The following is a 24465-nucleotide window of genomic DNA, read 5'->3' on the forward strand; positions in this document are numbered from 1 at the left end:
TTGTCACTGTCACGAGGCGATCAGACGGCCATCTGCTCGTGCGGCGAGCCGTGGTGGCGCAGCCAGGCAAAGCTCAGGGCCACCAGCAGGACCATGAGCGTCATGATGGCTCCCAGGGTCACCTGGCCTTCCATCGGGAAGCAGGCTGCCAGCAGGGTGACTATCCCCGCCCCCAGGTTCTGCATGCCACCCAGGATGGCGCCGGCGGTGCCCGCCTGCCCCGGGAAGGGCTCGATGGCGCAGGAGGTGGCGGTCGGATAGAGGATGCCGCTACCGATGAAGTAGACGGCCGCGCCCCCCACCAGCGAGGCCGCACTCACCACCCCGAACAAGCCAGGCAACAGTATGATGAGGGAGCCCAGCGCCAGGAAGACGATACCAAGGCGCATCAGCTTGCCCTGACTCAGCCGGAAGCTCAGCTTGGCGGAGAGCCAGGCGCCGAACAGGTAGCCGGGCAGCGGCAACACGAACAGCACGCTCACTGTGCGGGCGCTCAGCTTGAGCACATCGCCGAGCAGCACGCCGGCCGCCGCTTCAAACACCGCCAGACCGGCGAAGGTCGCCATCAGGCAGAGCAGATTGCCCTGAAAGCGCGGATTGCCCAGCACGTGGCGGTAGGCAGCGCCGACCCGCAGCGGCTGTTGGCGAGCCGCCTGCGGCAGGGTTTCACCAAACCAGGCCAGCAGGGCCAGGGTGGTCACGGCGCCAAAGCCAAACAGGAACCAGTAACCGGCACGCCAGTTGAACAGCTCGGTCAACCAGCCACCCAGGACGGGGGCCAGCAGCGGGGAGAAGATCACCCCCATGCTCACCAGGCTGTTGGCCCGGTTCAGTTCGGCGCCGCTGTAACGATCGCGCATCACGGTCCGGCTCATGGCACCGCCGGCACCCGTGCCCATCCCCTGGATCAGGCTGCCCACCAGCAATGCGGTGAAGCTCGGGATCAGCTGAATGGTCAGGGTCCCCACCAGAAACACCATCATGCCGATGAGCAGCACAGGACGACGACCGATGCGATCCGACAACGGGCCATAGACGAACTGGGAGAGCCCGTACGGAATGAGGTAACAGGCCATCACCGCCTGCAACTGGCCGGAGGCCACGTTGAAGTCCCCCGCCATCATGGGAATGGAGGGCACATACAGGGTCTGGGTCATCTGACCCACGGCGACCATCAGGATGGTCAGAAAAAACAGAGGGTAAAAACTGTGCCGATACATATCTCAGTCCCGCAAATCATCAAAAAGCTGCCGCACCCCTGGCAGAAACCTGCAGAGGGGATCCAAAAAACAGAGTCAATCAAAGGTGAAAATACAAGGCGGAGAACCCGCACCGGCCGGGAGCAGGACACTCCCTTGGCTTGGCGTGATCTTAGTGATTCAGATCACGAAAAACGAACGAATCTTTGTAATCAGCTTTCCCTAGTTTTTCTAATGTAACGGGGCAATTTGCCCCGTCAGCAATAAAAATCAACGCGTTACCATCTGCTGGGCCTGCTTGACCAGATCCTCCGGTGTCTCGTTGCGTGGCGGTATGGTGATCCCCTTCTGGCAGGCGGGTTTTTCTGCCATGCGCGCCATCCAGGCTTGCAGATGCGGCAGACCCTCGATGGAGATGCCACTCCAGTCATGAATGCGTACCCAGGGCCAGGTGGCGATGTCGGCGATGCTGTACTCATCGGCCAGGTATTCGTGCTGCGCCAAGTGGCTGTCGAGCACCTCGAACAGGCGGCGCCCCTCCTTCTGATAGCGCTCGATGGCCGCCGGGATCTTCTCCGGGAAGTAGCGATAGAAGACGTTGGCCTGCCCCATCATGGGGCCGACCCCGCCCATCTGGAACATCAGCCACTGGATGGCCTGGGAACGACGCTTGGGATCCTGCGGCAACAACTTGCCCGCCTTCTCTGCCAGATAGAGCAGGATGGCGCCGGACTCGAACACGGCGAAGTCACCGTTATCCCGATCGATGATGGCCGGGATGCGTCCGTTGGGGTTGATGGCCAGAAACGCGGGGGTTTTCTGATCCAGCGCCGACAAATCCAGCGGGATCACCCGATAGGGCAGCCCCAGCTCTTCGAGGGCGATCGCCACCTTGAAACCATTGGGGGTGGCTGCGGTATAAAAATCGATCATCATGAACTCCTTGTGATCCACACATTGGCACAGACACGACCACTGCTGTGCTGATGCCAAGCAGGTAAAGACTACGGGATAGACGCCATGCGGACATTTTCCCGGCTCCGGCATGGCAAAGCGGCGCAATACGGGTCAGTTATGACAAATATTGCACCGCTTGAACAGCCCGAAAGCCGGAAGATAAGCGCTAGTTGCACAGCCCCACGGGTTGGCGCTGGCGCAGCAAAATGAGGCGGGACAACAGCGGGAAGTAGGACTCAAGCTTGCTCAACAGCACTCTGCTGCAGGCGGGATCGGCCAGCTCGGATTCGTCCAGCACTATGCCGTTGGAGACAAAATAGAAGCGCGGATCCCGCACATCCGGCCCCTGAATGGTGAGGGTCTCATCCCCGCCGCGCATCAGCAACGGCAATACCGGCAAGCCGAACGTCTCGCCGCTGCGCTGCCAGGCAAACTCGGGCCAGGGGGTATCGCCATCGAGCAGCAGTATGGCCGCCTCTTCTTTGCCCGGTTGCCACTGTGATGGCTGGGCAATGCTCACCTCATTGAAGTAGTCGCCATATCCGGTTGATGCTCTCAAGGCAGCCAGCAGCCCTTGAGTGCTCGCTGCCGACGGTTTTTGACTGACTAATGACAGATTCATGATCCACGTCCCTATGCTCAATGCAGCCTGTTATTCGGCTGCTGCCATAAGACTAGACCAAAAGGAGCCTATATTGGAGCCGTCAGATCTGGCAGTCGCCAAGGTCAGGGAGAAGGCGTATAACGGTTGCCATTATCGAAAAGACTGGTATTATACCGCGTCCTTTTATCCCCCGTTCTTTAACATCCAGTGGTGAACCTATGCATCCGATGCTGAATATCGCCGTGCGCGCTGCGCGCAACGCCGGTCAAGTAGTAGTAAAAGCCTTCTCCCAGCCCGAGAACATCGAGGCCATCCAGAAAGGCAGCAATGACTTCGTGACCAACGTTGACCGTGACGCCGAAGCGGCCATCATTCACACCATCAAAAAATCTTACCCGGAACACAGCATCATAGCTGAAGAGTCTGGTGAGATTGCCGGTACCAATCCGGACTACCAATGGATCATTGACCCACTGGATGGCACGACCAACCTCGTCAAGGGCATTCCGCACTTTGCCGTCTCCATCGCCCTGCGCGTCAAGGGCAAGACCGAACAGGCCGTCGTTTACGATCCCATCCGTGACGAGCTGTTTACCGCGACCCGTGGTAACGGCGCCCAGCTGAACGGCTACCGCATCCGTGTCGGCAAGGCCAAAGAGCTGGCTGGCACAGTACTGGCCACAGGTTTCCCGTTCAAGCAGAAGCACCACATAGAGCCGTACCTGAAGATGTTCCAGAGCATGTTCATCGAATGTGCCGACATCCGTCGCTCCGGCTCTGCCGCACTGGATCTGGCCTATGTGGCCGCCGGTCGCGTCGACGGTTTCTGGGAAATCGGCCTCAAGCCCTGGGATACCGCTGCCGGTGAGCTGCTGGCCAAAGAGTCCGGTGCCATCGTCACCGACTTCGTGGGTGGTCACAACTACGAAAACTCCGGCAACATAGTGGTTGCCAACCCGCGCGTCCTGAAAGAGATGCTCGGCAAGATCCGCGAAAACCTGCCGGAGTCCCTGGCCAAATAAGCCAGCCTCTCGCAGCGCACGCACAAAAAACCCGGCCTTGGCCGGGTTTTTTTATTGCTACAGCAACGAGGCCAGGCCATCCCGTGGCAGTGCTGAGCCTCCCTTTCAGCTCAGCTGGCATGAGCGTTATCAACGCAAATCCTCATACCCCCTTTCCTGCCAACCGGGTTTCACCAGGCGTCACTGCCGACATCAATCCCTTGCCCGCGGCCATCCGCCCGCTGTCGCAGGCCCGGCGTGAAGATCAGGATTCACTATGCACCGGGTATCCGCCTCCCCTGGCGCCCTGTAAAACAACAAAACCCGGCAAGCGCCGGGTTTTGTTGTGTGTCCAGCGGGCATTGGCCGGCTCAGCCTAGACCAAGCCAGCATTGCCCTCATCAGGCCAGGCGGAAGCGACCTATGGTCTGCTTCAGACCGGCTGCCAGCTGGCTCAGCTCCAGACAGGCGCGGGCGGTGTGATCGGCACCGATGGCAACCTCGTTGGAGGATTCATTGATCCGCTCCACGTTGCGACCCAGCTCATCGGAGACCGCATCCTGCTCGCCACAGGCACTGGCAATCTGAATGGCCATGTCGGCAATCTGGGCGACCGCCTCTTCGATCTGCTGGATGCCGTTGCTGGTCTGCTCGCTCTGCACCACGCACTGGCGGATCATGTCACAGCTTTGACCTGTCACCTCTTTCGCCTGGTTGGCGCGCGCCTGCAGGGTTTCTATGATGGCCACTATCTCGCCGGTGGATGCCTGGGTACGGCCCGCCAGGGTACGCACCTCATCGGCCACCACGGCAAAGCCGCGACCCTGCTCGCCGGCACGGGCCGCCTCGATGGCGGCGTTGAGCGCCAGCAGGTTGGTCTGATCGGCGATGCCACGGATCACATCCACCACCACGTTGATCTGGGCAGATTCACGCTCCAGCTCGGCGACCAGGGTCCCCGCCTGTTCAATCTCCTCGGCGACCCGGGTAATGGCCACCAGCGAGCTCTGCACATCCTGATTGCCGCGACGGGCCAGGGCGTTGGCAGAGCTGGCCGATTCGGACGCGGTCTCAGTGTTGCCGGCCACGTCGGCCACGGTCGCCTTCATCTGGGTCATGGCGGTTGCCACCAGGGAGATCTCCTGCTGCTGGCTCTGGATCCCTTGCGCCGACTGTTCGGAAACAGCGCTCACCTCTTCGATGGCGGCGCCAAGCTGGGTCACCGCGGCTACCACCTCTTCGATCAAGCCACGCAGGTTGTCCTGCATCTTGAGGGATGCCTTGGCCAGCATGCCAAGCTCATCGCGGCCTATGTGCTGGCGATCCAGCTGATGGGTCAGATCACCGGCGGCGATGGCGTTGGCCTGCGCCACCACGGCTTGCAGTGGCAGGCAGATCTGGCGAGTCAGGAACCAGGTCATGGCCATCATGAACAGCAGCAGGCCGCCTATGCTCACCATGGCAAAGCTGGTCACCATGTTGACGCTGTCGAGCAGGCTGCCCCGATTCTCCTTCACGAAGCCGAGGTTCACCTCCACCAGGCTGTTGACCGACTGTTCCAGCGCACCATAGGCGGCGTTGGACTGGAACAGCTGCGCCTTGGCCTGGGCCAGCTGGCCTTGTACCAGCAGCTGATCGACCGCATTGACCGAGTTCAGGTACTGCTGCCAGTCCTGCTTGGCGCGGTTGAACACCTGGCGCTCATGATCGGCACCAACCGTTGACTCGTAAGCACGAAAGGCACGCTCGACCTTCTGGACATTGTCCTGAATGCGGCCACGGCGGGCCTGCAGATCGGCGGCATCGTCAACCATCAGCAGGGCGAACTGGGCCCGACGCACGTAGGAGACATCGTAGAGCAGCGTTTCCACCGAGAGCACGCTCGGCAGGGTGGAGTCGGTAAAGTTCAGCACGCGGTCGCGCACGCCGCGCAGCTCGCTGGAGAGAAAAATACCGAATATCACGTTGACGGCGGCAATGACCGCAAAGACCACGGCAATCTTCTTGCCGATAGACAGATTTTTATAAAACATGGTGGCTGGTGATCCTCAACTGCTGACAAGCAGGTGCACTGTGGCGATCACATCCGTATGAGCTGATACCCGGACATTCCTGACGGGAGATGGGACGTTGCGAAAAACCAAGGGAAGGGCTGGTTTCGCGAGGGCGGCACTTTACCACAGATCTGCCTACTCCTTCACCGGATTTCGCGGCGTGAAAGCAAGTTGTTTTTCCGTACAACCGGACTTTCATCACAAACTTTTTATAGCGACCAAAACATATCAAATAGTTAACCGATGAAGGCAATCGGTCAGCGGGCATGGACAAAGCAGGCCCGTCTCGGTGTAATGCAAGACCATGGTGATGAGCCCCCTCATCCGCTGCCAATCGAGGTCATGCTTATGGATAACGCGTCGGCGCTGCCGGTTTCCTCCTGGTCAATTCAGCTGCGCGAGCAGATGCAGGCTCGCCCGCTGACCGCGATCGGCCTGCTCATCGCCCTGGCAGCCGTGTTGTTGCTGCTGTTGCAGAGCCTCATCATGCTGGCGGCTGGCGACATCAGTCCGGGAGCCCGTTATGGCCTCATCGGTGGACTGGCCGGTTTTGCCGCCACCGCCCTCGGGGCCCTGCCGGCCCTCTTCCTGCGCGCCGTGCCGCAACGGGTGGAAGACAGCATGCTGGGCTTTGCCGCCGGCATGATGCTGGCCGCCAGTGCCTTCTCCCTGCTGCTGCCGGGACTCGAGGCGGCGGAAGGGATCACCGGGGATGGCTTCCTCGCCGCCGCCGTGGTGGTAGCCGGCATGACGCTGGGGGTACTGCTGATGCTGGGACTGGATCAGTTCACCCCCCATGAACACGACAAGACGGGCCCCTGCGGCCCGGGCCATGAGAGTTGCTCCCGGGTCTGGTTGTTCGTGTTTGCCATCGCCCTGCACAACCTGCCGGAGGGCATGGCCATCGGGGTGAGCTTCTCCCAGGGGGACATGTCGGTGGGGCTGCCACTCACCACCGCCATCGCACTGCAGGACATTCCGGAAGGGCTGGCGGTGGCGCTGGCCATGTGCGCCGCCGGTTTTCATCCAGGCAAAGCCGTACTGGTCGCCATCGGCAGCGGTCTGCTGGAACCGCTCGGCGCCCTGCTCGGGGTGGGCCTCTCCAGCGGCATGGCCATCGCCTATCCCATAGGGCTGGGGCTGGCCGCCGGCGCCATGCTGTTTGTGGTCTCCCACGAGGTGATCCCCGAGACTCATCGCAATGGTCACCAGACCCACGCCACCCTGGGGCTGATGGCCGGCTTTGCCCTCATGATGACGCTCGACACCGCATTGGGTTGATAAGATGCTGATAAATAGCCCAATGTCTCATTCGTTGACGATACTGACATAGCTGGCATCGGGATCTCCCCGAGCCTTCATCGAGGGCCTGCATGAGATGAGATCCTGGGTGGCCTCACTGCTTTTCCTGCTTGCCCCTGCGCTCTGGGCAGCCAGTACCATAGAGGTCTATCACACGGCGGCGCAGCCGGAGTCGGCCCCAAAATACATTGAAAACCCGGATGGACACGTCGGCGGGATCTGCGTCGACCTGTTTCGACTCATGGAGCAGCGGGAACCCGCCCTGCGCATCCAGGGCGATCAGATCTTCCGGCCGCTGAAACGACTGGAGAAGAGCGTGCTGCACGGCCAGCTCGATTTTATCTGCGGCGTCGGTGACAACCCGGCCCGCCGCAACCACTTCATCTATCTGCAACCTCCCATCTTCACGGTGCGCTACCACCTGGCAGTGCGCAGCGACGACCCCATTCATATTCGTCACTGGGACGATGTCAGGGCCCTCGGCAAGGAGGGCATCATCCTCATCAACCATGGCAGCGGAGCCATAGAGCGGCTGCAAGCCATCGGCGGACTACTCATCGACAGCGGCGGGATCAACAGCACGGCCAACTACGACAAGCTGCGGATGAAACGGGGGCGCTTCATCTATTACCGCTCACCCGGCTTCGAATTCGATATTCGCCAGCACAGGCTCACCGGCCAAGTGCGCATACTCCCCACCGTCCTGGAGGAGACCCCTTTCTACATACTATTTCATCAACACACCTCGCCCGCACGGCTGGCCCTGTTTGCCAGCACGCTGCAGCAACTGGCCGACAGCGGCGCGCTGACCAGGCTGGTGGAACAATACCGCTGAGCGGGGACACATCACTTCCGCCTCTTTCCCCTTTTATCTTCCTCCTGGCGACCCTCTCGGAATGCTCGGCGCCATCGCCAACTTTTGTTATGATCCACAACAACTTATTCGGCCACGCGGCCATCGAGACGAGGTGAGTGATGAAAGTAGGTATTATCGGCGCCATGGAACAGGAAGTGGCCCTGCTGCGCAGCCAGATGAGCGAGCCAACCACCCTGCAACTGGGCGGTTGCGAGTTCTATCAGGGGATGCTGGCGGGCAAAGAGGTGATCCTGACTCGCTCCGGCATCGGTAAGGTCGCCGCCAGCGTCGCCACCAGCCTGCTGCTGGAAAAATTTGCTCCGGATTGCGTGATCAACACAGGCTCCGCCGGCGGCTTCGCCCAGGATCTGCATATAGGTGACGTGGTCATCGCCAGCGAAATGCGCTTCCACGACGTGGATGTGACCGCCTTCGGCTACGAGATGGGCCAGATGGCGCAACAACCCGCCGCCTTCCCCTGCGACGAGAAGCTGATCGCGGTGGCCCAGGATTGCATCGCCGAGCAAGGCAAGCATCAGACCAAAGTTGGCCTCATCTGCACCGGCGATCAGTTTATGTGCAAGCCCGAGGCGATTGCGAAAGCCCGTGCCGATTTCCCGCAGATGCTGGCAGTCGAGATGGAAGGGGCCGCCATCGGCCAGGTGTGCCACATGTTCAAGGTCCCCTATCTGGTGGTCCGCGCCATGTCGGACATCGCCGGCAAGGAACAGGTTGAATCCTTCGACGCCTTCATCGAGGTGGCGGGCCAGCATTCGGCCGAGATGATCATCAAGATGCTCGGCAAGCTGTGATCGACCTCGCCACGCTGGAACAGATGGCCGCCACTCCGGCGGCCATTTTGCTCGGGGCCGCGCTGCTGGAAGCCATACTGCCCTGGCCTGCCCAGTTCAGGCTCTCCGCCCTGGTGCCCCTGCTGACCCGCCTCGGCCACAAGGTGCACAGGCCAGATGGCACGCCCAGACAGCAATTCCAGGCCGGTCTGCTGGCCTTGCTGGTCGTCTGGCTGCCGTGCGCCGCCGGACTCTGGGCGGTGCGCAACCTTTCCCTCTCGGAGCCGTTGTTTGATCTGCTGTTTCTGCTGCTGATGATAGAGTCGCGCCCGCTGCGAGAGCTGGCCAAGGCCACCCGTTCGCTGGCAAGTCAGGAGACGCTGGTGGTTGCCCGGCTGCAGGCCGCCCCCTGGCTCAGGCGCGATACCGGCAAACTCTCCGTGATGGGGGTTGCCAAGGCGGTCAGCGAAACCTGTGCGCTGCGACTGACAGGCCAGTGGGCTGGTCCCCTGCTCGGGTTTGCACTGGCGGGCGTTCAGGGTGCCCTGCTGTGGCGACTCGCTCAGTTGATGAACCAGGGCTGGAGCCCCAAGCAAGCGGTATTCAGCCACTTCGGCCGCGCCGCTGCCGTGCTTTATCAGGGGCTCTGTACCCCCGCCATCCTGCTGCTGGCACTGCCCCTGTGCCTGACCCAATTGCGTCAACTGGGGGCTCGCCTGCGCACGGCCATACGGTGGCCCTACCCTGCCATGGGCGCCTTGCTGACGCTGCTTTCCCACTCGCTGGGGATCCGGCTGGGCGGCCCACGCTATTACCAGGACACCCTGTTTCGCTTCCCTGTGTTCGATGCGGTGAGCGACCCTGATGCCAGCAGTGCACTGCGCTTGCTCAACCGGTTGCAACAAATTGGCTGGGGCTGGCTGGCACTGGCCGTCCTCTTCACCGCGCTGGAGCAACTGCATGGCTAGGCATGTCGCCCTGATCTGCCTGCTCTGCTGGCCACTGACGCTGCTGGCGGCTGCGCCGATGCGCATCGTCAGCCTCACCCCCCATCTGACCGAGCTGCTGTTTGCCATCGGTGCCGGCGATCGCATCGTCGCCACCGATGATGCCTCCGACTTTCCACCCGAGGTGACGACACGGCCGCACGTGGCCAACTACCGCAGCATCAACCTGGAAGCCCTGCTGGCCCAGAAACCGGATCTGGTGGTGGCCTGGCGCTCGGCCCAATCCCGCATGCTGGCTCCCATAGAGCAGCTGGGTATTCCGGTGTTCTACTCCGAGCCCACGGATTTCGCCTCCCTGGCCTCGGAAATACGCGCGCTGGGAACACGGCTGGAGCTGCAGCAAGCAGCCAATGCCCAGGCCGATGCCTATCTCGCCAAGTTGACCAACATCAAACAACGCTACGGCCAGCCCAAGCATATCAAGGTGTTTTATCAGCTCTGGGATCCCCCCCTGACCAGCGTCAGCGATTCCGCCTGGCCGGCTCAGGCCATCGAACTGTGTGGCGGAGAGAATGTGATGGCGGGAGCCCGCACTCCCTACCCCCAGGTCAGCCTGGAGCAGGTGATCAAGGCCAACCCGGCACTGATCCTGGCGGGGAGTCAAGATCCCGGCGTCCTGCGTCACTGGCAGCAGTGGCCCATGATCGATGCGGTCAAGCACCGGCGTCTGCAACTCATCAACTCGGACGAGCTGCACCGCTTCACTCCAAGGGCACTCAATGCCGTACAGCAGGTGTGCGATGCCATCGCGCAGTTGCAAACCAAGTAGCAACCAGATCTGGTCATGACATCAGGATATTGAAAACAGAGACGCCGGCATCAGCCGGCGTCTCGTTATGCCTCAACAGGCATCTTTCAGTAGAAGGCATGACCTGCTTGTCAGGTATGTTTGAAGACATTAAGCCCGGCGAAGTAGGTAGAATCCTGCCGCTGGAATGCATCGGCATACATGACCTTACTCTCATCAAAGAAGTGACCCAGTATTGCTTCAGCCTCTTTCAGCTTTATTTCAAACTCGCCAGCCTCTGCATTCACCAATGCCATCATCAAGCTGATGATATTGGCATAGAAATAGTTTATCGAACCAATCAGTACACGATAGAGATGGCATTCACGACTCATGAGCAAGTAGAGGAGATAATCATGGTGCCGTTGCATCAGGGCTAATATGGCATTGTGCTCGCACGGCACGACTTGCCAGTCTGCTTGAAGTTTATCTATCAGCTCCTCGAAGAGTGACGCATTGAGCGCAGCATTGAAATCAAAACTGGTCATGTCAAAAGGTTGGAAACAACGTTCCATCACCTCATCCATCAAGTGAACTTTATTAAGTTCAGGCCAGGATGGCTGCAGAGATTCGATACGCTGAGGTTTGGCACCTTCTATATAGGCACCATCGCTGCTGTTGATGCAGCGCAAATCAGGATAATCATTCAGCACCCGCTCCATATTATGGATGGCGAGCCCGAACAAATGATTGATGCGCACCTCGCCACCAAAGTTGCCTGGTGCGGGGAAAGTGTCTTTCAAATTCTCGTCATATTTTGCTTCTTTCTTGTCGTTATAATACAGGCTCAAACTGGAGTGATGTTTTCCAGCAGACTTGTAACCATTGTCGATGCCGAACAGATAAACCTGCTTGAAACCCAGCAAGGCCGCGTAGTTGAGACCTGTATTCCCAACAAACGGGTTGGAAAACTCAATGGAGTCATATTCAAATGCCTGACCAAAAGCACTGATCAGCATGGAGAACATGGGTTCGTTCGGTTTGAACGTCAATCCCGTCTTGCGGAAGAATTCTTTGCACTCAGGGTGGATGACATCAACACTCAGGAAGACGGTGTCCTTGATAAAATCATCGGCATCCAGGATACGCAGAAAATCGGCCGAACTCTTGGTTCGCTCTACCGCCACATAGATATCTGGTTTGACTCCTGCCTTGTGAAGCGCGCTGACGGCCGTACCACAGGCGATGATAATGGCCTGCTGCTGGTGCTGCTTGATAAAATCTATGCTCTGGTCCAGAGACGGCCCATTACCTACAACAAATACAGGGACCTGGCTGAATGCAGATGTATCACGCTGCCGCTTGAGGAATGGCGTTCCCTCCTGCAGATGATTATGGCTATGGGCAAGTGCATAAATATTATCGTCAAAAAATCCCCAACCCGTCTTGAGCAAATAGAACTCGCGCTCTACCTGATCTATCAATTCATGTAATTTTGGTGAATGATAATGACAAAACGAGAAATAACTGGCCGACCAGAATGCCCCCTTGCGATGGAGGGCCTCCATCATGTCCGCTACCAGCAATTGTTCATCTACACCGATGAACAGGTGCAGAGTCAGTGACTCTTGCTCCATATACTCAAGCAAAGTATGCCAGTCGAAGCAGTAGAGGGAAGCATAGAACATGTCGAGATCAGGCTCGAAGGCAAATAGATTCCTTATCTTGCACCGCTCATAGAGATAACCCAGCTGGTAACCCAGACCAATGCCAAACATGAGTGACAATGGAATATCTGAATTCAATACCTTATTTAATCTAAGTCCTTCCAACGCGGCCTTGTCTTTAAGATTGGATATTTCATTGTTGTATTTTATATGGATTTGACCATCGATGTACCACTGGGGAACAAAATCGATGCATTGCAACACACTCTGTTCAATCACTTCGGTTATCTGTGCTTGTGCTTCGACAAGTGGGTCTTCCCCATAGAGTGACACTTGTTCATCAAGCCATAAGACGTTGGGAATACCATTCTCATTGCAGAAGAAGCGAAACGGCCTGACAGGCTGGTAATCTTTGAAAAATTCATGAATGCTAGGCATGTATTTTTCGAAGGCCGCCATATTGAGTTCATAACGAGCAGGCAGCACATCCAGCATGGCGGCCTCCTGCTTTTTTTGCAGTTCGAGGCGGGATAATTCATTCTCGACCTGAGTAATATTTTTATTAAAATCCATTCTATATGCCTAACCTGCATTCAATTTGTAAAGATCAGAGGCTCGACCGGCCTTGGAAAACTGCAGTAACTCTTGTTCTGTCAGATGCTTCGCTTTTTCTACCCAGTCGTGGATGGTTTGAAACTGCAGCAATACTTGTTGCTGTTCCACACTCAATGCAGTTCCAAGTTCAATGTGTTGAAACACACCATCAAGCGCGCTCAAGTAATGAGCCGTCAGCTTGTCTGCCGCAAGCATGTCGCCCTGCTCCAGCAGGGCCAACAGCTGGTTGCCATGCTCAATCAGCTCGGATAACGGGACATGGCTCATTCCGGCCGGCCCACTTTTTGCTGAGCCAGCGCCTTGTCACGCTCTTCAACAGGAATCGCATCCCACCCGCTTTTCACGGTCAACATCAGGGCCATCACCTCGTCAACGATGGCGATATCCATGTCGCGGCTGGCATCCATCATCCGCACCTTCATATAGTCATAAAGCGCAAAGAGATCTTCTGGTATCTTGCCATAGGAGAGATCCAGCGAGTCCTGCAACCCGTTGATGATGGCCATGGTTTTGGAAATTGATTGGGACTTGCTCTCAAAATCACGACGCTCAATCGCACCACGCGCCTGAGCAAGACGTTCGAGACACCCCTGCATCAGCAGCTGGATGACGCGATAAGGGTCTGCGACTGCCAGCTCGGATTGCAGACTCTGGGTGGTATAGGCTTTGATATTTTTCCGATACATATGAGACACCGATCCTGACTACAAATTAGCTGCTCTTGGTGTTGAGCAGATTCAAATATGAGGCCGACTTGTTCATCTTGGCCAGCATGCTATCCAGACTCCCATAGCGGGCACGCAGGGTCTCTTCATACTTGGTCAGCTGGGCCGCGACATCCGACTGCTTGCGATTGACATCGCGCAGATCCGAATTGAGGCTCTCTTCACGTTTGGCAAGCAATCCACCAGTTTTTGAGTAACTTTCGAGCTGCCCGGCCAACTTGCCCGCCACACCATCCTTGCCACCAAATACGGCTACTACCTGGTCGAAGTTCTTGTCGATAGCCTCATTAAATTTTTCACTATCGAGGGAGAGTACTCCCTTGTTGTCCATCTTGACACCCAACTGGAAGATGGTCGAAAAAGTGGAGGAGTTATTGGAAGGCTCTGTGATCGCACCGCTCATCATGTTGGCCACGGCGCGAGTCGTGGCGTCACCGGCCAAGGCACCGCCATCATTTTGACTGACCCCTGCCACAATCGAGTTGCGTTTGCCAAGGTCACTGCTCTTCTTCACCAAGGCGTTATAGCCATCGATGAAGCTTTTGACCATGTCCTTGATGCCGCCCTTGTCGGTGGTCACATCCACTTTGTTAGATTTGAACGTATTGTCCGCATTTTTATCGGACTCTCTCAGCACTGTCACCTTGAGTCCGGCAATGGTGCCATCGAAGGTGTTGGTCGCACTGGTCAGCGTGCTGCCATCCACTTTGATCTGGGCATCTTGAGCAGCTTGTTTTTGGCTCAGCTTGGAGACAAGGTTGTTAGTCAGCTCAGTGGTATTGCCGGTAATCTGCAGATCCTTGCCTGTACCACTGATGCCAGAGTCGATGACAAGTTTGGACTTGCCATCGGATGTGTTCATGATGTTGACGCTCAGGCCAAAGTTGTCACCGTCATTATTGATGCGCTTGCGAATGGATTGCAGCGTATCCCCCGCCTTGACGTCCACGTCAAAGGTCTTGTCCCCGGCCTTGAAGGTCAGGACACCATCCTGGGTAATAAGAGGGTCGGTGGATTTGTCGAAAACACCTTCAAACCTACTGGTCTTTGCCAATTTTTCGACGGTAATGTCGTACTGCCCGTTGGAAGCTCCCGCTTTACTCTCGATTTTGAGGACAGGATTATCCTTGTCCTGGGTGATAGAGATGGCCCGCTTATTGAAGGCATCATCCTTGGACATCGCCTTGAGCGTGGTCACGAAAGAGGCAATAGCGGATTTCAGCTGCCCAACCCCTGAGAGAGTGATCTGAGTGTTGGTCTTCTTGGTGGTGATAGGCTGCAGCAGCTGTGCCTTCTTGGCATCGACACTGGCAGCAATCACTGACTCCAGGTCGAGTCCCGAACCCGCACCTGCAGAAGTAATCGTGGTCATACTCACTCTCCTCGTAACGCTTGCGTATTAGATCTCTTTATCGAGCAACAACCCGACGCGCGAGCCTCCACCGGCCACATCGCCTTCGCGCAAATCCTTGATCCGTTTGCTGATGGCCAGCAACTCTTCACTGGGTATCTGGCGAATCATAGATTTGGTTTCAGCATCCATCACCTTGATGACGACCTGCTCGAGATCCTTCTCAACACTGAAATTGACTGTCCATCCTTGCAACTTACTGAACTCTTGCAAGTTTTGAACCTCTTTTTCAACATCAATCTCGGAGGTGTCCTGCTTGCTGCTTTTTTCTTCAGCTTTGACCTCTTGCTGTTTTTTCACATCCTGTGCCGTCACCCGCTGCTCTTCTGTCGTGCCAGATAGCACTTGAGCGGCCGATTGGCCGCTCTTGCTACTTGACTGAAGAGAAGAAGGAGTGACCGATGACGGGATTCCAATTTCATTGGCCATATCGTCGCTCCTCTTTCTATCTCATCACAGCCTGTCTGTTAACCCAGCAGGGACAGGGCAGATTGCGGTCTTTGGTTGGCTTGCGCCAGGATGCTGGAAGCAGCCTGTTGCAGGATGTTTTGCTTGGTCAGGTTGGCCGTCTCAGTCGCGAAGTCTGCGTCACGAATACGAGAGCGTGCTGCACTCAGGTTCTCGGAGACGTTGGACTGGTTGCGAATGGTCGAGTCAAAACGGTTCTGCACCGCCCCCAGCTCTGCCCGCTTGCTGTCAACCGCCTTGATCATGAAATCAAGGTTGGCCATGGCGGTCTGAGCATCCTTAGCAGTACTGATGCTGCTTACACTGGTGGAAGTCACAGCAGTGGTGCCCTTGGTCACAGTGTAGGGTTCGCCGGTGGCACTGGTCGCCACGGTAGCGCTGCCCTTGGTCGATGACGCAATACCCTTAATGGTAAAAGCGGATGTCATCTTGAAGGTGATGGTTTGACCGGCATCGGCACCGACCTGGAAGGAACCTTTGTAGTTGCCATCCAGCAGTTTTTGACCACCAAAGGAAGTATCGGTGGAGATACGGTCGATCTCTGTGGTCAGCTGGTCGAACTCCTGCTGCAGTGCTGTACGGTCATCAGTGTTGTTGGAACCGTTGGCCGATTGCTGGGCCAGGGTACGCATACGCTGCAGCATGGAGGTGACTTCATCCATGGCGCCTTCAGCGGTCTGAGCAACAGAGATGCCATCGTTGGCGTTGCGGTTACCTTGATCCAGGCCATTAACTTGTGAAGTCAAACGGTTGGAGATCTGCAGACCGGCGGCGTCATCCTTGGCGGTGTTGATACGCAGACCGGAAGCCAGTCTGGTATAGGACGTATCCAGGGACTTGTTGGTGTTCATCAGGTTACGCTGGGCGTTCAGTGATGAAGTATTCGTGTTGATGTACATGGCCATAAAATATTCTCCCGAAGAACATGCGACTGCGGGTTGCGCCGCCAAAGCGACGTCCCACCGTTAGAAGAACAGGTTGAACAATCCTGTGTCTTCTGGCGGGTGTCTGTTTGAACGAACAGGCCACCCGCAGTAGTGCAAACGTTGGATTCCGAACACCCCTCGATTGCTTCACTTTATTTAACGGCCGCATGGACACAAGCTTTAGGAAAATAATTGCCGAAGGCGGCAAGTTTTATCCGGCAAGCGGCAAATCGCAGGCACCAGAAGACTCGCCACGTGACGTCAGGCACCATGACGACGTGCTCATAGGAGAGGTTGGTTTTGGCACGGTTTGTGCTTTGCTATGATGGAGTGGCGTCAATTTGACGGCACAATAAAAAGAGGCCGGAAAATCCGGCCTAAAATGAGCATATGCTCAGGAGAATACGACCAAGGGTGACAGAACTGAACAACTGGACAACACTTGGCATTACTAATAGAGAATTGATTCTCTCCCGATAGAACAGAGTGCAAACCCGAACACCCCTTTGTTCCATCTCTTGACCAGGGCGGCCTGAACAACCGCCCTGTTTTCTTTTGTTAGCCCTGCAGCAGCGAGAGAGCAGACTGAGGGCGCTGGTTTGCCTGTGACAGTATGGTTGATGCCGCCTGTTGCAGGATGTTCTGCTTGGTCAGATTGGCGGTTTCTGTCGCGAAATCTGCATCACGGATCCGTGAGCGGGCGGCGCTGACGTTCTCGGACACGTTCGCCTGGTTGCGAATGGTCGAATCGAACCGGTTCTGTACCGCACCCAGCTCCGCACGCTTGCTATCGACTACCTTAATCATAAAGTCCAGATTAGCCATCGATGTCTGTGCCTCTTTGGCGCTCGTAATACTACCGATACTTGTCGTAGTTACGGTACCACTTGTGCTCTTCGCAACAGTAAACGGCTCACCCGTTGTGGTCGTGGTGACAGTGGCATTACCCTTCGTTGCTGACGCCATACCAGAGATTGTAAACGCAGAAGTCATCCGGAACGTAATGGTCTGACCGGCATCGGCACCGACCTGGAAGCTGCCTATGTAACCGCCACTGAGCAGGTTTTGCCCACCAAAGGTAGTGTCTTTGGCCACTCGGTCAATTTCAGTCATCAGTTGAGTGTACTCTTGCTGCAACGCGGTACGGTCATCCGTGTTGTTTGAGCCGTTGGCGGATTGCTGAGCCAGGGTACGCATCCGTTGCAGCATGGAGGTCACTTCATCCATGGCGCCTTCAGCGGTCTGGGCAACGGAAATACCATCGTTGGCGTTGCGGTTACCTTGATCCAGACCATTGATCTGGGAGGTCAAACGGTTGGATATTTGCAGACCGGCGGCATCATCTTTTGCGCTGTTGATGCGCAGACCAGATGCCAGGCGGGTGTAGGAAGTATCCAGAGATTTGTTGGTGTTCATCAGGTTACGCTGAGCGTTGAGCGATGAAACGTTCGTATTGATATAAAGACCCATGACCATTCTCCTAAGCTATTAAATTTACTATCTAATTTGCTCGAACTTTATTGTCTTTCATGTCCGATGCGTCTTATTTAACGGCCTCTTTTTCGATGTCTTTAGCATTATTTTTAACGCTTCATCGCATTAACGCCGCTTACCCTATTTATCGGCACATTCTCGCAGGACTTAAGGGAAAAAATTCAAAAAGTGCCCCTTATCAGCAGGATGCAGGCACAGGCGGAGGACAATGAGAAGCACAGCCCCCTTGCCAGCTGCGGCTCCCGCCTCAAGCCAGCAGCCACGTCCCCTCTGCCTCCCCCCCATCCCGCCTGCAAAAACTTGGTCTGGCTCCCACTTTTGCAGGCAGCCATTGGTCAGATGCTGGCCCAGCCCCTAAAATCGCGGCCCCATCAACAATTGGACGTGAGTTGTTCTCCATGCAGACACTGGTTGAGCAGATTGTTTACATCAGCGACATGTTTGGTACTGCGGTATTCGCGTTTTCGGGCGTGCTGGTTGCGGGGCGGCTCAGGATGGATGGCTTCGGCGTCATGGTGCTGGCAGCCGTCACCGCCATTGGTGGCGGTACCATACGTGACATGATCCTGGGGGCCACCCCCGTGTTCTGGGTTCGCGACCCTCTCTATATCTGGGTCGTCATCGCCACTGCGCTGATCGGCATGTGGATGGTCAAGCTGCCCCGTCGCATGCCCTGGTATGTGTTGCCGGTGGCGGATGCCTTCGGGCTGGCCCTCTTCACCGTGATCGGCACCCAGAAGGCCCTCAACTTTGGTTCCCCCGGCCTGATTGCCGTGCTCATGGGAACCATGACAGGGGTGGCTGGCGGCATGATCCGCGATGTGCTGGCCCGGGAGGTGCCCATGGTGCTGCAAAAGGAGATCTATGCCACCGCCTGCATCCTGGGCGGCATCCTCTACACCCTGGCGCTTGAGGTCAATATGGACAGGGTCACCGCCATGCTCATCTGCATGACAGCCGTGTTCGGTTTGCGGGTTGCCGCCATCTACTGGCACCTGTCACTGCCCACCTTCTCGTTGCAACGCAATTGATATCCAGGCCGGGGGCGCCATGTCGCACTCCCGGCCTCGTTACGTTGAACCAAGCAGGCTTTTCTGTTGTCATAGGATCCAGTCGTTGTAAGCCGGAATCCCTCATGCAAAAACTTGGGCTCATCACTTCCCTGTTACTGATGAATGTGGCAACGGCGCAAGCCGATGCACAGGTACTGTTCGGACGACTGGCTTCTACCCCGGTACAGCAGTTCAACCAGCAGATCCGCCAGGCAAGCACTGCCCAGCAAACCTGGGTCAATGATTATCGTGAAGTGGCGCTGCGTTTCGTCGGCCACAGCGACATACCCAGTCGTATCCAGGCACAACAGCTGGACAACGATCTGGTGCTCTCGGTGGCCCTCGATGGCAACAAGAGCGACATGATCTACATCCTGACCCTGTTTCGCAGCAACAACCTGTGGCAGATGCGGCAAGCCGAAATGGGCTGGCGCTGTCAGGGGCAATCGACCTTTACCCCCGTCCCCTGCCCCTGAGCCGCGCACGACGTCAGGATGCAATCAGCGTGAAATAAAAAAATCCGGCACATTGGCCGGATTTTTTTATGGAAAGCGCATGCCGTTACGGGCGGTACACCTTCACATTGTCAAAGCCCTTCTCTTTCAGATAGAGCGCCTGCAGCTTGCTCATCACACCGCGATCGCAGTAGAGCAGGTAGGTCTTTTCTTTTGGCAGATCACCAAAGGCGGTGGCCAGCTTGAAGAAGGGAAGGTGCTGCACCTCGCGCCCTTCCACCACCAGCGGCTTCTCGTCGCGCTCATCACTGGAGCGGATATCCAGGATCACCTCATCGGCGGCCAGCACTTGCGTGGTCTCCACCTCCTGTACCTCGGCGGCAGTCTCTTCACCGATGCGGCGGATGTCGAGGTAACGGGCCTCGGAGACCACCTTGTCCAGGATGGCGAAGTCAAAGTTGGCCTCTTCCGCCTCTATGTTGGACAGCACAGCCTTGATGGTCGGCTTCTTGGAGATGACACCGCAATACTCCGGCATGGTCTCGGCAAACTCCAGGGTGCCGATGCGGCGGGCTTCGCTGATGATGTCCGGCTTGTCCCAGGTGATGAGCGGGCGCAGGATCACCTTGTCGGTCACCCGGTCGATGACATTGAGGTTGGTGAGGGTCTGGCTGGAGACCTGGCCAACACACTCCCCCGTCACCAGCGCCGGGATCTGGAAGTAGTCGGCAACCTGGCCGGCGGCACGCATCATCATCCGCTTGAGCACCACGCCCATCTGACCGTTGTCGATCTTCTCGAGGATCTCCGCCACCACGGGTTCAAAGTCGATGGCGGTGAAACGCACCTTGTGGGAGGCACCAAACTTGTTCCACAGGTAATAGGCCACCTGCTTGACACCGATCTCGTGGGCGGCGCCGCCGAGATTGAAGAAGCAGTAGTGCACCCGGCAACCGCGCTTGATGAACTGGTAAGAGGCCACGCCCGAGTCAAAGCCGCCGGAGAGCAGGCTCAGCACATCTTCCTGGGTCGCCATGGGGAAGCCGCCCATGCCGTGGTGGACGGCGCTGATGATGTAGAGCTCGTCGTTTTCCACTTCCAGATTGACCTGGATATCGGGCTTCTTCAGACGCACACCGGCGGTTTCGCAGTGCTGATTGAGGCCACCGCCCACATAACGCTCCAGCTCCAGCGAGCTGAAGTCGTGCTTGCCGACGCGGCGGGCACGCACGCAGAAGGTCTTGCCTTTCAGACGATCGCCCCAGACGGCGCGGGTCTGCTCGAAGATGTCGTGCAGGTCGGTAAAGTTGCTCAGCTTCACTTCGAGGAAATACTGGATGCCCGGGATGCAGGCCAGGGTCTCCAGATACTGGGCGTGGAACTGATCGTTGCGGGAGCTCACTACCAGCTTGTCCCAATCCATCCGTACGCGGGCGTCTTCGTCAAAGCGGCGCAACACGTTGCGAATGTTGCCCTGCAACATCTTGGTGAAGCGCTGGCGAACTGACTTGCTCTTGATGGTGATTTCCGGGAACAGCTTGATAATGAACTTCATGGTTTTGACTCGGGTGGCCTTGATTTAAGGGCGCGAATTATATCAGAACTTTCTGGCCGGCGCCTACTGGATGCGCGTTTGCTCACATTCCCCCACGCAACGTTTGCGACGCGGCGGCAATCTTGCGTATATTCCCAAGCCTGCACCCTGGCAACCCCCTGACAACAGACTGATCCGATGAAGACCTATATCTACTACCCCGGCATGGAGGTACGCGACGAGCTCTGGCTCAAGTTTGCCCTGCTCTATCTGGAGCGACTCGCCTTCGTCTTTACCGTCAGTGAAAAGAGCGGCCTCACCGCCCTGCTCCATACCCTGGAAGAGCAGACCGATCTGCTGGCAGAGCGGCCCGAACCTGGCTTCTTTGCAGACATAACCCCGCAGCTGGAGAGCCAGCTCGGCGGTCTAATAGCCCCTGACTTCACTCGCCACAAGGTGTTCGGCAACAAGGAGCTGATCACTCGCTGGCGCCAAGGCGCCAACCACGACTGCTTCTGCCCGACCCAGGCCGGTCTCGAGCGACTGCACGGTTTTTGCCTGACTCACGGCTTTGCTACGCAAGATGAGGGGGGGATCAGGATGGCGCGGCGCTTTGCCAATCTGCTCTCCATGCGCCTCGCCCGTGAGTGGGCACTCGCCAATGAGGGGGCCCTCATCACGGATCACGACTATCTGGACCGGCTGCTACACCTGCTCGAATCCCGCTACCACAATCGGGGCGGCCAGGACTGCTTCCACCTCGAGATACCATTGCAAGTGCCCACTCACCTGAGCGAGATCCCGTTTGCCGAGCTGATTGCCCTGCGCGCCCGCAGTGGCTTTCGCCAGCAGCTGGCCGAGTTTCATCAGGCCCTCGATGCCCTACTGGCCATGATCGGCAGTGGCTATGCCGAGCCAACGGCCCTGGCCCGTTTCGAGCTGGCGCAGCAAGGGCTCAATCAGCTGCTGGGGCCAGAGACTCAAAGCCTGCCGCTCACCACACTGGTCAGCACAGGCCTGCCCGCCATGGCGATGATCCACCAGCTCAAGGCGAGCCACCCAAAGAGCCGCCTCATCTTCCATCCCATCAAGAAGAGTCATTTCCACCAGCGCAAGAGCCAGCACTTTTTCACCCGGCTGGGGCAAGTCAAACCCTGAGCCAGCTGGCCGCCAACAGGGTCCAACGGGATCGGCTCACAGCCTGATCCCGTCTTGGTGACACGAGGCGCCGTCAATATTCTGGCGCCCGGTCGGTGCGAACCAAGAGTCCCCTCAGGAGGGGTTTTCCAGCCGAAATTCGACTCTGTCGCTGTTGCCCGCCTCATCCACCACCACCAGCTGGTAGCGTCCCGCCTCGCTCAATACCTGATCCCCGTCCCAGCGCAACCGCTGGCCGTTGAGAAACCAGAACGGCTTGCCCACGCCACCCAGCACCCTGGGTTGCAGGCGATAGCGCTGGCTGCGGATAAGGTTGCCCTCCCCCAGCGCCACGATGCGAATGGGCGCCTGCAGCTCGGCACTCTGCCCCTCCCCCGCGCAATGGCTTGCCAGCAGCGCCGTGCGCCGTTCCCCCGGCGCCCGCCAGGGTTCCAGCGAGAGCGGCCAGAGCGCTCGCCAGCTTGAGTGGGTCGCATCACTGCAGCGCGCCAGGGTGGGGGTTCCCTGCTCGGTCAGCGCAACCTGGCGCAGCGGTGAGGGCCAATCCATGGGGTCCGGCAAGGTGGGGGGATCCCGCTCGTCCAGCAGCCAGGCGCTCTGTTGCTGCAGGCAGGCCTCTGGCAGGGTGGCACTCACCCGCCGCCCGAGCGGCCAGCAGATGTCGGCCTCGCTCACCGTATTGGGCTGCGCCGGCAAGGGACTGTTGTCACCCAGCCGCGAATAGACGGAGAGCAGCAGCGGCACGGCCGCACTCTGGCCGTAAAAACCGGGCAAGGGGGTGCCGTCCGGGCGCCCCAGCCAGACACCAATGGTCCAGCGACCGGAAACCCCCAACGCCCAGCTGTCCCGGTAGCCATAGCTGGTGCCCGTCTTCCAGGCCAGCCGGTTGACCCGGCCAGTCGCCTCGCTGGCAAAGGGCTGATCCGCCCGCCCCTGCGCACTCAAGATCTGCCAGACGATCCAGGCGGCTCCCGGACTCAGCAAGGGGCGCGAAACCGCCTTTTGTCCCGCCAGCCAGACCGGCATCGCCACCTGTCCCTGCCGGGTGAGCGCACTGTAGAGGGCCACCAGCTGCTCCAGCCGAATGCCCGCCGCCCCCAGCGCAATGGCGGGGTTGGGCCTGTCGGAGAGGGCCAGCCTGACCCCGGCGTTGTCCAGTCGATTGACCAGGGTAGCGGGCCCCAGCGCCTCCAGTACCTGCACGGCCGGCACGTTGAGGGATTGCTGCAGCGCCTGGGTCAGGGTCACGGGCCCCTGAAAGGCGCCGGTAAAGTTGGCGGGCCTATAGTCGGATCCCAATCTGGGGGCATCGGAGAGCAGGGAGGCGGAGTGCACCAGCCCGGCATCGAGCGCCAGACCGTAGATGAAGGGCTTGAGGGTGGAGCCGGGGGAGCGGATCGCCTGCACCATGTCGAGGTAACCGTGGCGCCTCAAGTTGCCGTACTCGGCGCTGCCCACGTAGGCGCGCACCGCCATGGTTCTGTTGTCCACCAACAGCAGGGCGGCGGAGGTCTGCTCCGGGAAACGGCGGATATAGCTCTCCACCCGCGCCTCAAGCCAGCGCTGCAGATCCCCGTCTATGGTGGTGTGCACCAGGGCCCCCGGCTGGCTGTCGGCGGCGAGGCGGGCAAACAGCGGTGCCTCCATGGGGGTGAAGTGGCCGCGCGCCAGCACGGGTTCGATGCGCCCCTCCGTCCAGACTGCCTCCGGCCAGGCCCCCTGCCTGACCAGTCGCTGCATCACCTTGTCACGGGCGGCGCGGGCGCGATCCGGGTGCCTGTCCGGCCGGTAACGGCTGGGGGCCTGCGGCAGCACCGCCAGCAGGGCGGCCTCGGCATGGGTGAGTTTGGCCGCACTCTTGCCCAGATAGGCAAAGCTGGCCGCCTGCACCCCTTCGAGGTTGCCGCCAAACGGCGCCCGATTGAGGTAAACGGTAAGCAGGGTGCGCTTGTCATAGTGCCACTCCAGTTGCAGCGCCCGCGCCATCTGGCGCAGCTTGCCGGGCACGCTCCTGTGATAGGGCTCAATGAGGCGGGCCACCTGCATGGTGAGGGTCGAGCCCCCCGAGACGGCACGACCATAGCGCAGCCACTGACCGATGCCGCGCACCATGGCCACAGGGTTGACCCCGGGATGGCGCCAGAAATAGCGATCCTCGTAGCCCAGCAGCGCCTCTATATAGCGGGGGGAGACCTGCTCCAGGGTCACGGGATAGCGCCACACCCCGCTGGTATCGGCGAAGGCCCGCAGCGGCCTCCCCTTGATGTCGAGCACCACCCGCGCAAAGGCGGGATCCAGCGGTGGCGGCGGAAAGGCGCGATCCAGCACCAGCAACAACAGGATCACGCCAGCCAATAACAGCCCCGTCAGGCGCAGCCAGCGGGGCAGATGCCGCAGCACAAGCCAAGTCTGGCGCAACCACAAACGGCCACGTTGCCAGAAGGTGGCCGGGAGAATCGTCT

Annotated in this window: 22 protein-coding genes; 9 read left to right on the forward strand and 13 right to left on the reverse strand. The window is 58.4% G+C overall.

Annotation, left to right across the window (positions count from 1 at the left end; translation table 11 throughout):
* Positions 1–20: 20 nt before the first annotated feature.
* From emrD to AACQ95_RS07310, 3 genes are all read right to left on the reverse strand, one after another.
* On the reverse strand, positions 21–1220 hold the full coding sequence (gene emrD / locus AACQ95_RS07300) for a multidrug efflux MFS transporter EmrD (RefSeq protein ID WP_043136815.1): 1200 nt from the start codon (positions 1218–1220) through the stop codon (positions 21–23).
* 249 nt (positions 1221–1469) lie between these two features.
* Positions 1470–2132, reverse strand: coding sequence for a glutathione S-transferase family protein (locus AACQ95_RS07305; RefSeq protein WP_241278190.1), 663 nt, complete (start codon positions 2130–2132; stop codon positions 1470–1472).
* Positions 2133–2322: 190 nt separating this feature from the next.
* Positions 2323–2778, reverse strand: coding sequence for a hypothetical protein (locus AACQ95_RS07310; RefSeq protein WP_043136820.1), 456 nt, complete (start codon positions 2776–2778; stop codon positions 2323–2325).
* 200 nt (positions 2779–2978) lie between these two features.
* On the opposite strand from AACQ95_RS07310, the gene suhB reads away from it, so the two are divergent.
* Positions 2979–3782, forward strand: coding sequence for an inositol-1-monophosphatase (suhB, locus tag AACQ95_RS07315; RefSeq protein WP_005310327.1), 804 nt, complete (start codon positions 2979–2981; stop codon positions 3780–3782).
* A gap of 380 nt (positions 3783–4162) precedes the next feature.
* On the opposite strand, the gene AACQ95_RS07320 is transcribed toward suhB, so the two are convergent.
* Positions 4163–5794: a methyl-accepting chemotaxis protein gene (locus AACQ95_RS07320; protein WP_043136824.1), complete on the reverse strand. Its 1632-nt coding sequence runs from the start codon at positions 5792–5794 to the stop codon at positions 4163–4165.
* Between the two features lie 369 nt (positions 5795–6163).
* Here AACQ95_RS07320 and AACQ95_RS07325 point away from each other — a divergent pair, with 369 nt between their 5' ends.
* From AACQ95_RS07325 to AACQ95_RS07345, 5 genes are all read left to right on the forward strand, one after another.
* On the forward strand, positions 6164–7096 hold the full coding sequence (locus AACQ95_RS07325; RefSeq protein WP_043137005.1) for a ZIP family metal transporter: 933 nt from the start codon (positions 6164–6166) through the stop codon (positions 7094–7096).
* Positions 7097–7193: 97 nt separating this feature from the next.
* The gene (locus AACQ95_RS07330) at positions 7194–7952 is read left to right on the forward strand and encodes a substrate-binding periplasmic protein (protein WP_241278191.1); all 759 of its coding nucleotides are present in this window, start codon (positions 7194–7196) and stop codon (positions 7950–7952) included.
* A 140-nt stretch (positions 7953–8092) separates the two neighbouring features.
* A complete protein-coding gene (gene mtnN, locus AACQ95_RS07335; protein WP_043136828.1) occupies positions 8093–8785 on the forward strand; it encodes a 5'-methylthioadenosine/S-adenosylhomocysteine nucleosidase in 693 nt (230 codons plus the stop codon).
* The gene (locus AACQ95_RS07340; RefSeq protein ID WP_241278192.1) at positions 8782–9732 is read left to right on the forward strand and encodes a cobalamin biosynthesis protein CobD/CbiB; all 951 of its coding nucleotides are present in this window, start codon (positions 8782–8784) and stop codon (positions 9730–9732) included. Before mtnN ends, AACQ95_RS07340 begins: the two co-directional genes overlap by 4 nt.
* The gene (locus AACQ95_RS07345) at positions 9725–10540 is read left to right on the forward strand and encodes a cobalamin-binding protein (protein ID WP_241278193.1); all 816 of its coding nucleotides are present in this window, start codon (positions 9725–9727) and stop codon (positions 10538–10540) included. The genes AACQ95_RS07340 and AACQ95_RS07345 overlap by 8 nt, the downstream gene beginning before the upstream one ends.
* Positions 10541–10650: 110 nt before the next feature.
* Here AACQ95_RS07345 and AACQ95_RS07350 read toward each other — a convergent pair whose 3' ends face one another.
* The 7 genes from AACQ95_RS07350 to flaA form a co-directional block, all read right to left on the reverse strand.
* Positions 10651–12738, reverse strand: a complete 2088-nt coding sequence (locus tag AACQ95_RS07350) for a motility associated factor glycosyltransferase family protein (protein ID WP_241278194.1) — start codon at positions 12736–12738, stop codon at positions 10651–10653.
* A gap of 9 nt (positions 12739–12747) precedes the next feature.
* Complete coding sequence (locus AACQ95_RS07355) at positions 12748–13047, reverse strand: hypothetical protein (RefSeq protein WP_098984376.1); 300 nt, start codon at positions 13045–13047, stop codon at positions 12748–12750.
* Positions 13044–13466 carry a flagellar export chaperone FliS gene (fliS, locus tag AACQ95_RS07360; protein WP_098984377.1) on the reverse strand — a complete coding sequence of 141 codons (423 nt, stop codon included), beginning with the start codon at positions 13464–13466 and terminating at the stop codon, positions 13044–13046. The genes AACQ95_RS07355 and fliS overlap by 4 nt, the downstream gene beginning before the upstream one ends.
* 25 nt (positions 13467–13491) lie before the next feature.
* Complete coding sequence (fliD, locus tag AACQ95_RS07365; RefSeq protein ID WP_241278195.1) at positions 13492–14877, reverse strand: flagellar filament capping protein FliD; 1386 nt, start codon at positions 14875–14877, stop codon at positions 13492–13494.
* Positions 14878–14904: 27 nt separating this feature from the next.
* The gene (locus AACQ95_RS07370) at positions 14905–15345 is read right to left on the reverse strand and encodes a flagellar protein FlaG (protein WP_098984379.1); all 441 of its coding nucleotides are present in this window, start codon (positions 15343–15345) and stop codon (positions 14905–14907) included.
* A 38-nt stretch (positions 15346–15383) separates the two neighbouring features.
* Complete coding sequence (gene flaB, locus AACQ95_RS07375; protein WP_241278196.1) at positions 15384–16289, reverse strand: flagellin N-terminal helical domain-containing protein; 906 nt, start codon at positions 16287–16289, stop codon at positions 15384–15386.
* A 579-nt stretch (positions 16290–16868) separates the two neighbouring features.
* Complete coding sequence (gene flaA, locus AACQ95_RS07380) at positions 16869–17780, reverse strand: flagellin N-terminal helical domain-containing protein (protein WP_241278197.1); 912 nt, start codon at positions 17778–17780, stop codon at positions 16869–16871.
* Between the two features lie 422 nt (positions 17781–18202).
* Between flaA and AACQ95_RS07385 the strand changes: the two genes are divergently transcribed.
* Entirely contained in the window at positions 18203–18835 is a 633-nt protein-coding gene (locus tag AACQ95_RS07385) for a trimeric intracellular cation channel family protein (protein WP_241278198.1), read from the forward strand.
* Positions 18836–18939: 104 nt separating this feature from the next.
* Entirely contained in the window at positions 18940–19332 is a 393-nt protein-coding gene (locus tag AACQ95_RS07390) for a hypothetical protein (protein ID WP_042865809.1), read from the forward strand.
* A gap of 85 nt (positions 19333–19417) precedes the next feature.
* On the opposite strand, the gene thiI is transcribed toward AACQ95_RS07390, so the two are convergent.
* On the reverse strand, positions 19418–20866 hold the full coding sequence (gene thiI / locus AACQ95_RS07395) for a tRNA uracil 4-sulfurtransferase ThiI (RefSeq protein ID WP_043557085.1): 1449 nt from the start codon (positions 20864–20866) through the stop codon (positions 19418–19420).
* Between the two features lie 177 nt (positions 20867–21043).
* On the opposite strand from thiI, the gene AACQ95_RS07400 reads away from it, so the two are divergent.
* On the forward strand, positions 21044–22003 hold the full coding sequence (locus AACQ95_RS07400) for a hypothetical protein (RefSeq protein WP_241278199.1): 960 nt from the start codon (positions 21044–21046) through the stop codon (positions 22001–22003).
* 114 nt (positions 22004–22117) lie between these two features.
* Here the strand turns inward: AACQ95_RS07400 and pbpC are convergent, their stop codons facing one another.
* Positions 22118–24460, reverse strand: coding sequence for a penicillin-binding protein 1C (pbpC, locus tag AACQ95_RS07405; protein ID WP_445290531.1), 2343 nt, complete (start codon positions 24458–24460; stop codon positions 22118–22120).
* Between the last annotated feature and the right edge of the window lie 5 nt (positions 24461–24465).

It is taken from the genome of Aeromonas sp. MR19 (assembly GCF_963899305.1).
GTDB lineage: Bacteria > Pseudomonadota > Gammaproteobacteria > Enterobacterales > Aeromonadaceae > Aeromonas > Aeromonas bestiarum.

Excerpts from the sequence above, each read along its gene's own strand:
- AACQ95_RS07390 (WP_042865809.1), top strand. The coding sequence starts at position 18,940 with ATGCAAAAACTTGGGCTCATCACTTCCCTGTTACTGATGAATGTGGCA.
- AACQ95_RS07350 (WP_241278194.1), bottom strand. The coding sequence starts at position 12,738 with ATGGATTTTAATAAAAATATTACTCAGGTCGAGAATGAATTATCCCGC.
- mtnN (WP_043136828.1), top strand. The coding sequence starts at position 8,093 with ATGAAAGTAGGTATTATCGGCGCCATGGAACAGGAAGTGGCCCTGCTG.
- AACQ95_RS07320 (WP_043136824.1), bottom strand. The coding sequence starts at position 5,794 with ATGTTTTATAAAAATCTGTCTATCGGCAAGAAGATTGCCGTGGTCTTT.
- AACQ95_RS07345 (WP_241278193.1), top strand. The coding sequence starts at position 9,725 with ATGGCTAGGCATGTCGCCCTGATCTGCCTGCTCTGCTGGCCACTGACG.
- AACQ95_RS07400 (WP_241278199.1), top strand. The coding sequence starts at position 21,044 with ATGAAGACCTATATCTACTACCCCGGCATGGAGGTACGCGACGAGCTC.
- AACQ95_RS07305 (WP_241278190.1), bottom strand. The coding sequence starts at position 2,132 with ATGATCGATTTTTATACCGCAGCCACCCCCAATGGTTTCAAGGTGGCG.
- flaB (WP_241278196.1), bottom strand. The coding sequence starts at position 16,289 with ATGGCCATGTACATCAACACGAATACTTCATCACTGAACGCCCAGCGT.
- AACQ95_RS07310 (WP_043136820.1), bottom strand. The coding sequence starts at position 2,778 with ATGAATCTGTCATTAGTCAGTCAAAAACCGTCGGCAGCGAGCACTCAA.
- AACQ95_RS07330 (WP_241278191.1), top strand. The coding sequence starts at position 7,194 with ATGAGATCCTGGGTGGCCTCACTGCTTTTCCTGCTTGCCCCTGCGCTC.
- fliS (WP_098984377.1), bottom strand. The coding sequence starts at position 13,466 with ATGTATCGGAAAAATATCAAAGCCTATACCACCCAGAGTCTGCAATCC.
- emrD (WP_043136815.1), bottom strand. The coding sequence starts at position 1,220 with ATGTATCGGCACAGTTTTTACCCTCTGTTTTTTCTGACCATCCTGATG.
- AACQ95_RS07370 (WP_098984379.1), bottom strand. The coding sequence starts at position 15,345 with ATGGCCAATGAAATTGGAATCCCGTCATCGGTCACTCCTTCTTCTCTT.
- flaA (WP_241278197.1), bottom strand. The coding sequence starts at position 17,780 with ATGGGTCTTTATATCAATACGAACGTTTCATCGCTCAACGCTCAGCGT.
- AACQ95_RS07355 (WP_098984376.1), bottom strand. The coding sequence starts at position 13,047 with ATGAGCCATGTCCCGTTATCCGAGCTGATTGAGCATGGCAACCAGCTG.
- AACQ95_RS07325 (WP_043137005.1), top strand. The coding sequence starts at position 6,164 with ATGGATAACGCGTCGGCGCTGCCGGTTTCCTCCTGGTCAATTCAGCTG.
- fliD (WP_241278195.1), bottom strand. The coding sequence starts at position 14,877 with ATGACCACGATTACTTCTGCAGGTGCGGGTTCGGGACTCGACCTGGAG.
- AACQ95_RS07385 (WP_241278198.1), top strand. The coding sequence starts at position 18,203 with ATGCAGACACTGGTTGAGCAGATTGTTTACATCAGCGACATGTTTGGT.
- thiI (WP_043557085.1), bottom strand. The coding sequence starts at position 20,866 with ATGAAGTTCATTATCAAGCTGTTCCCGGAAATCACCATCAAGAGCAAG.
- suhB (WP_005310327.1), top strand. The coding sequence starts at position 2,979 with ATGCATCCGATGCTGAATATCGCCGTGCGCGCTGCGCGCAACGCCGGT.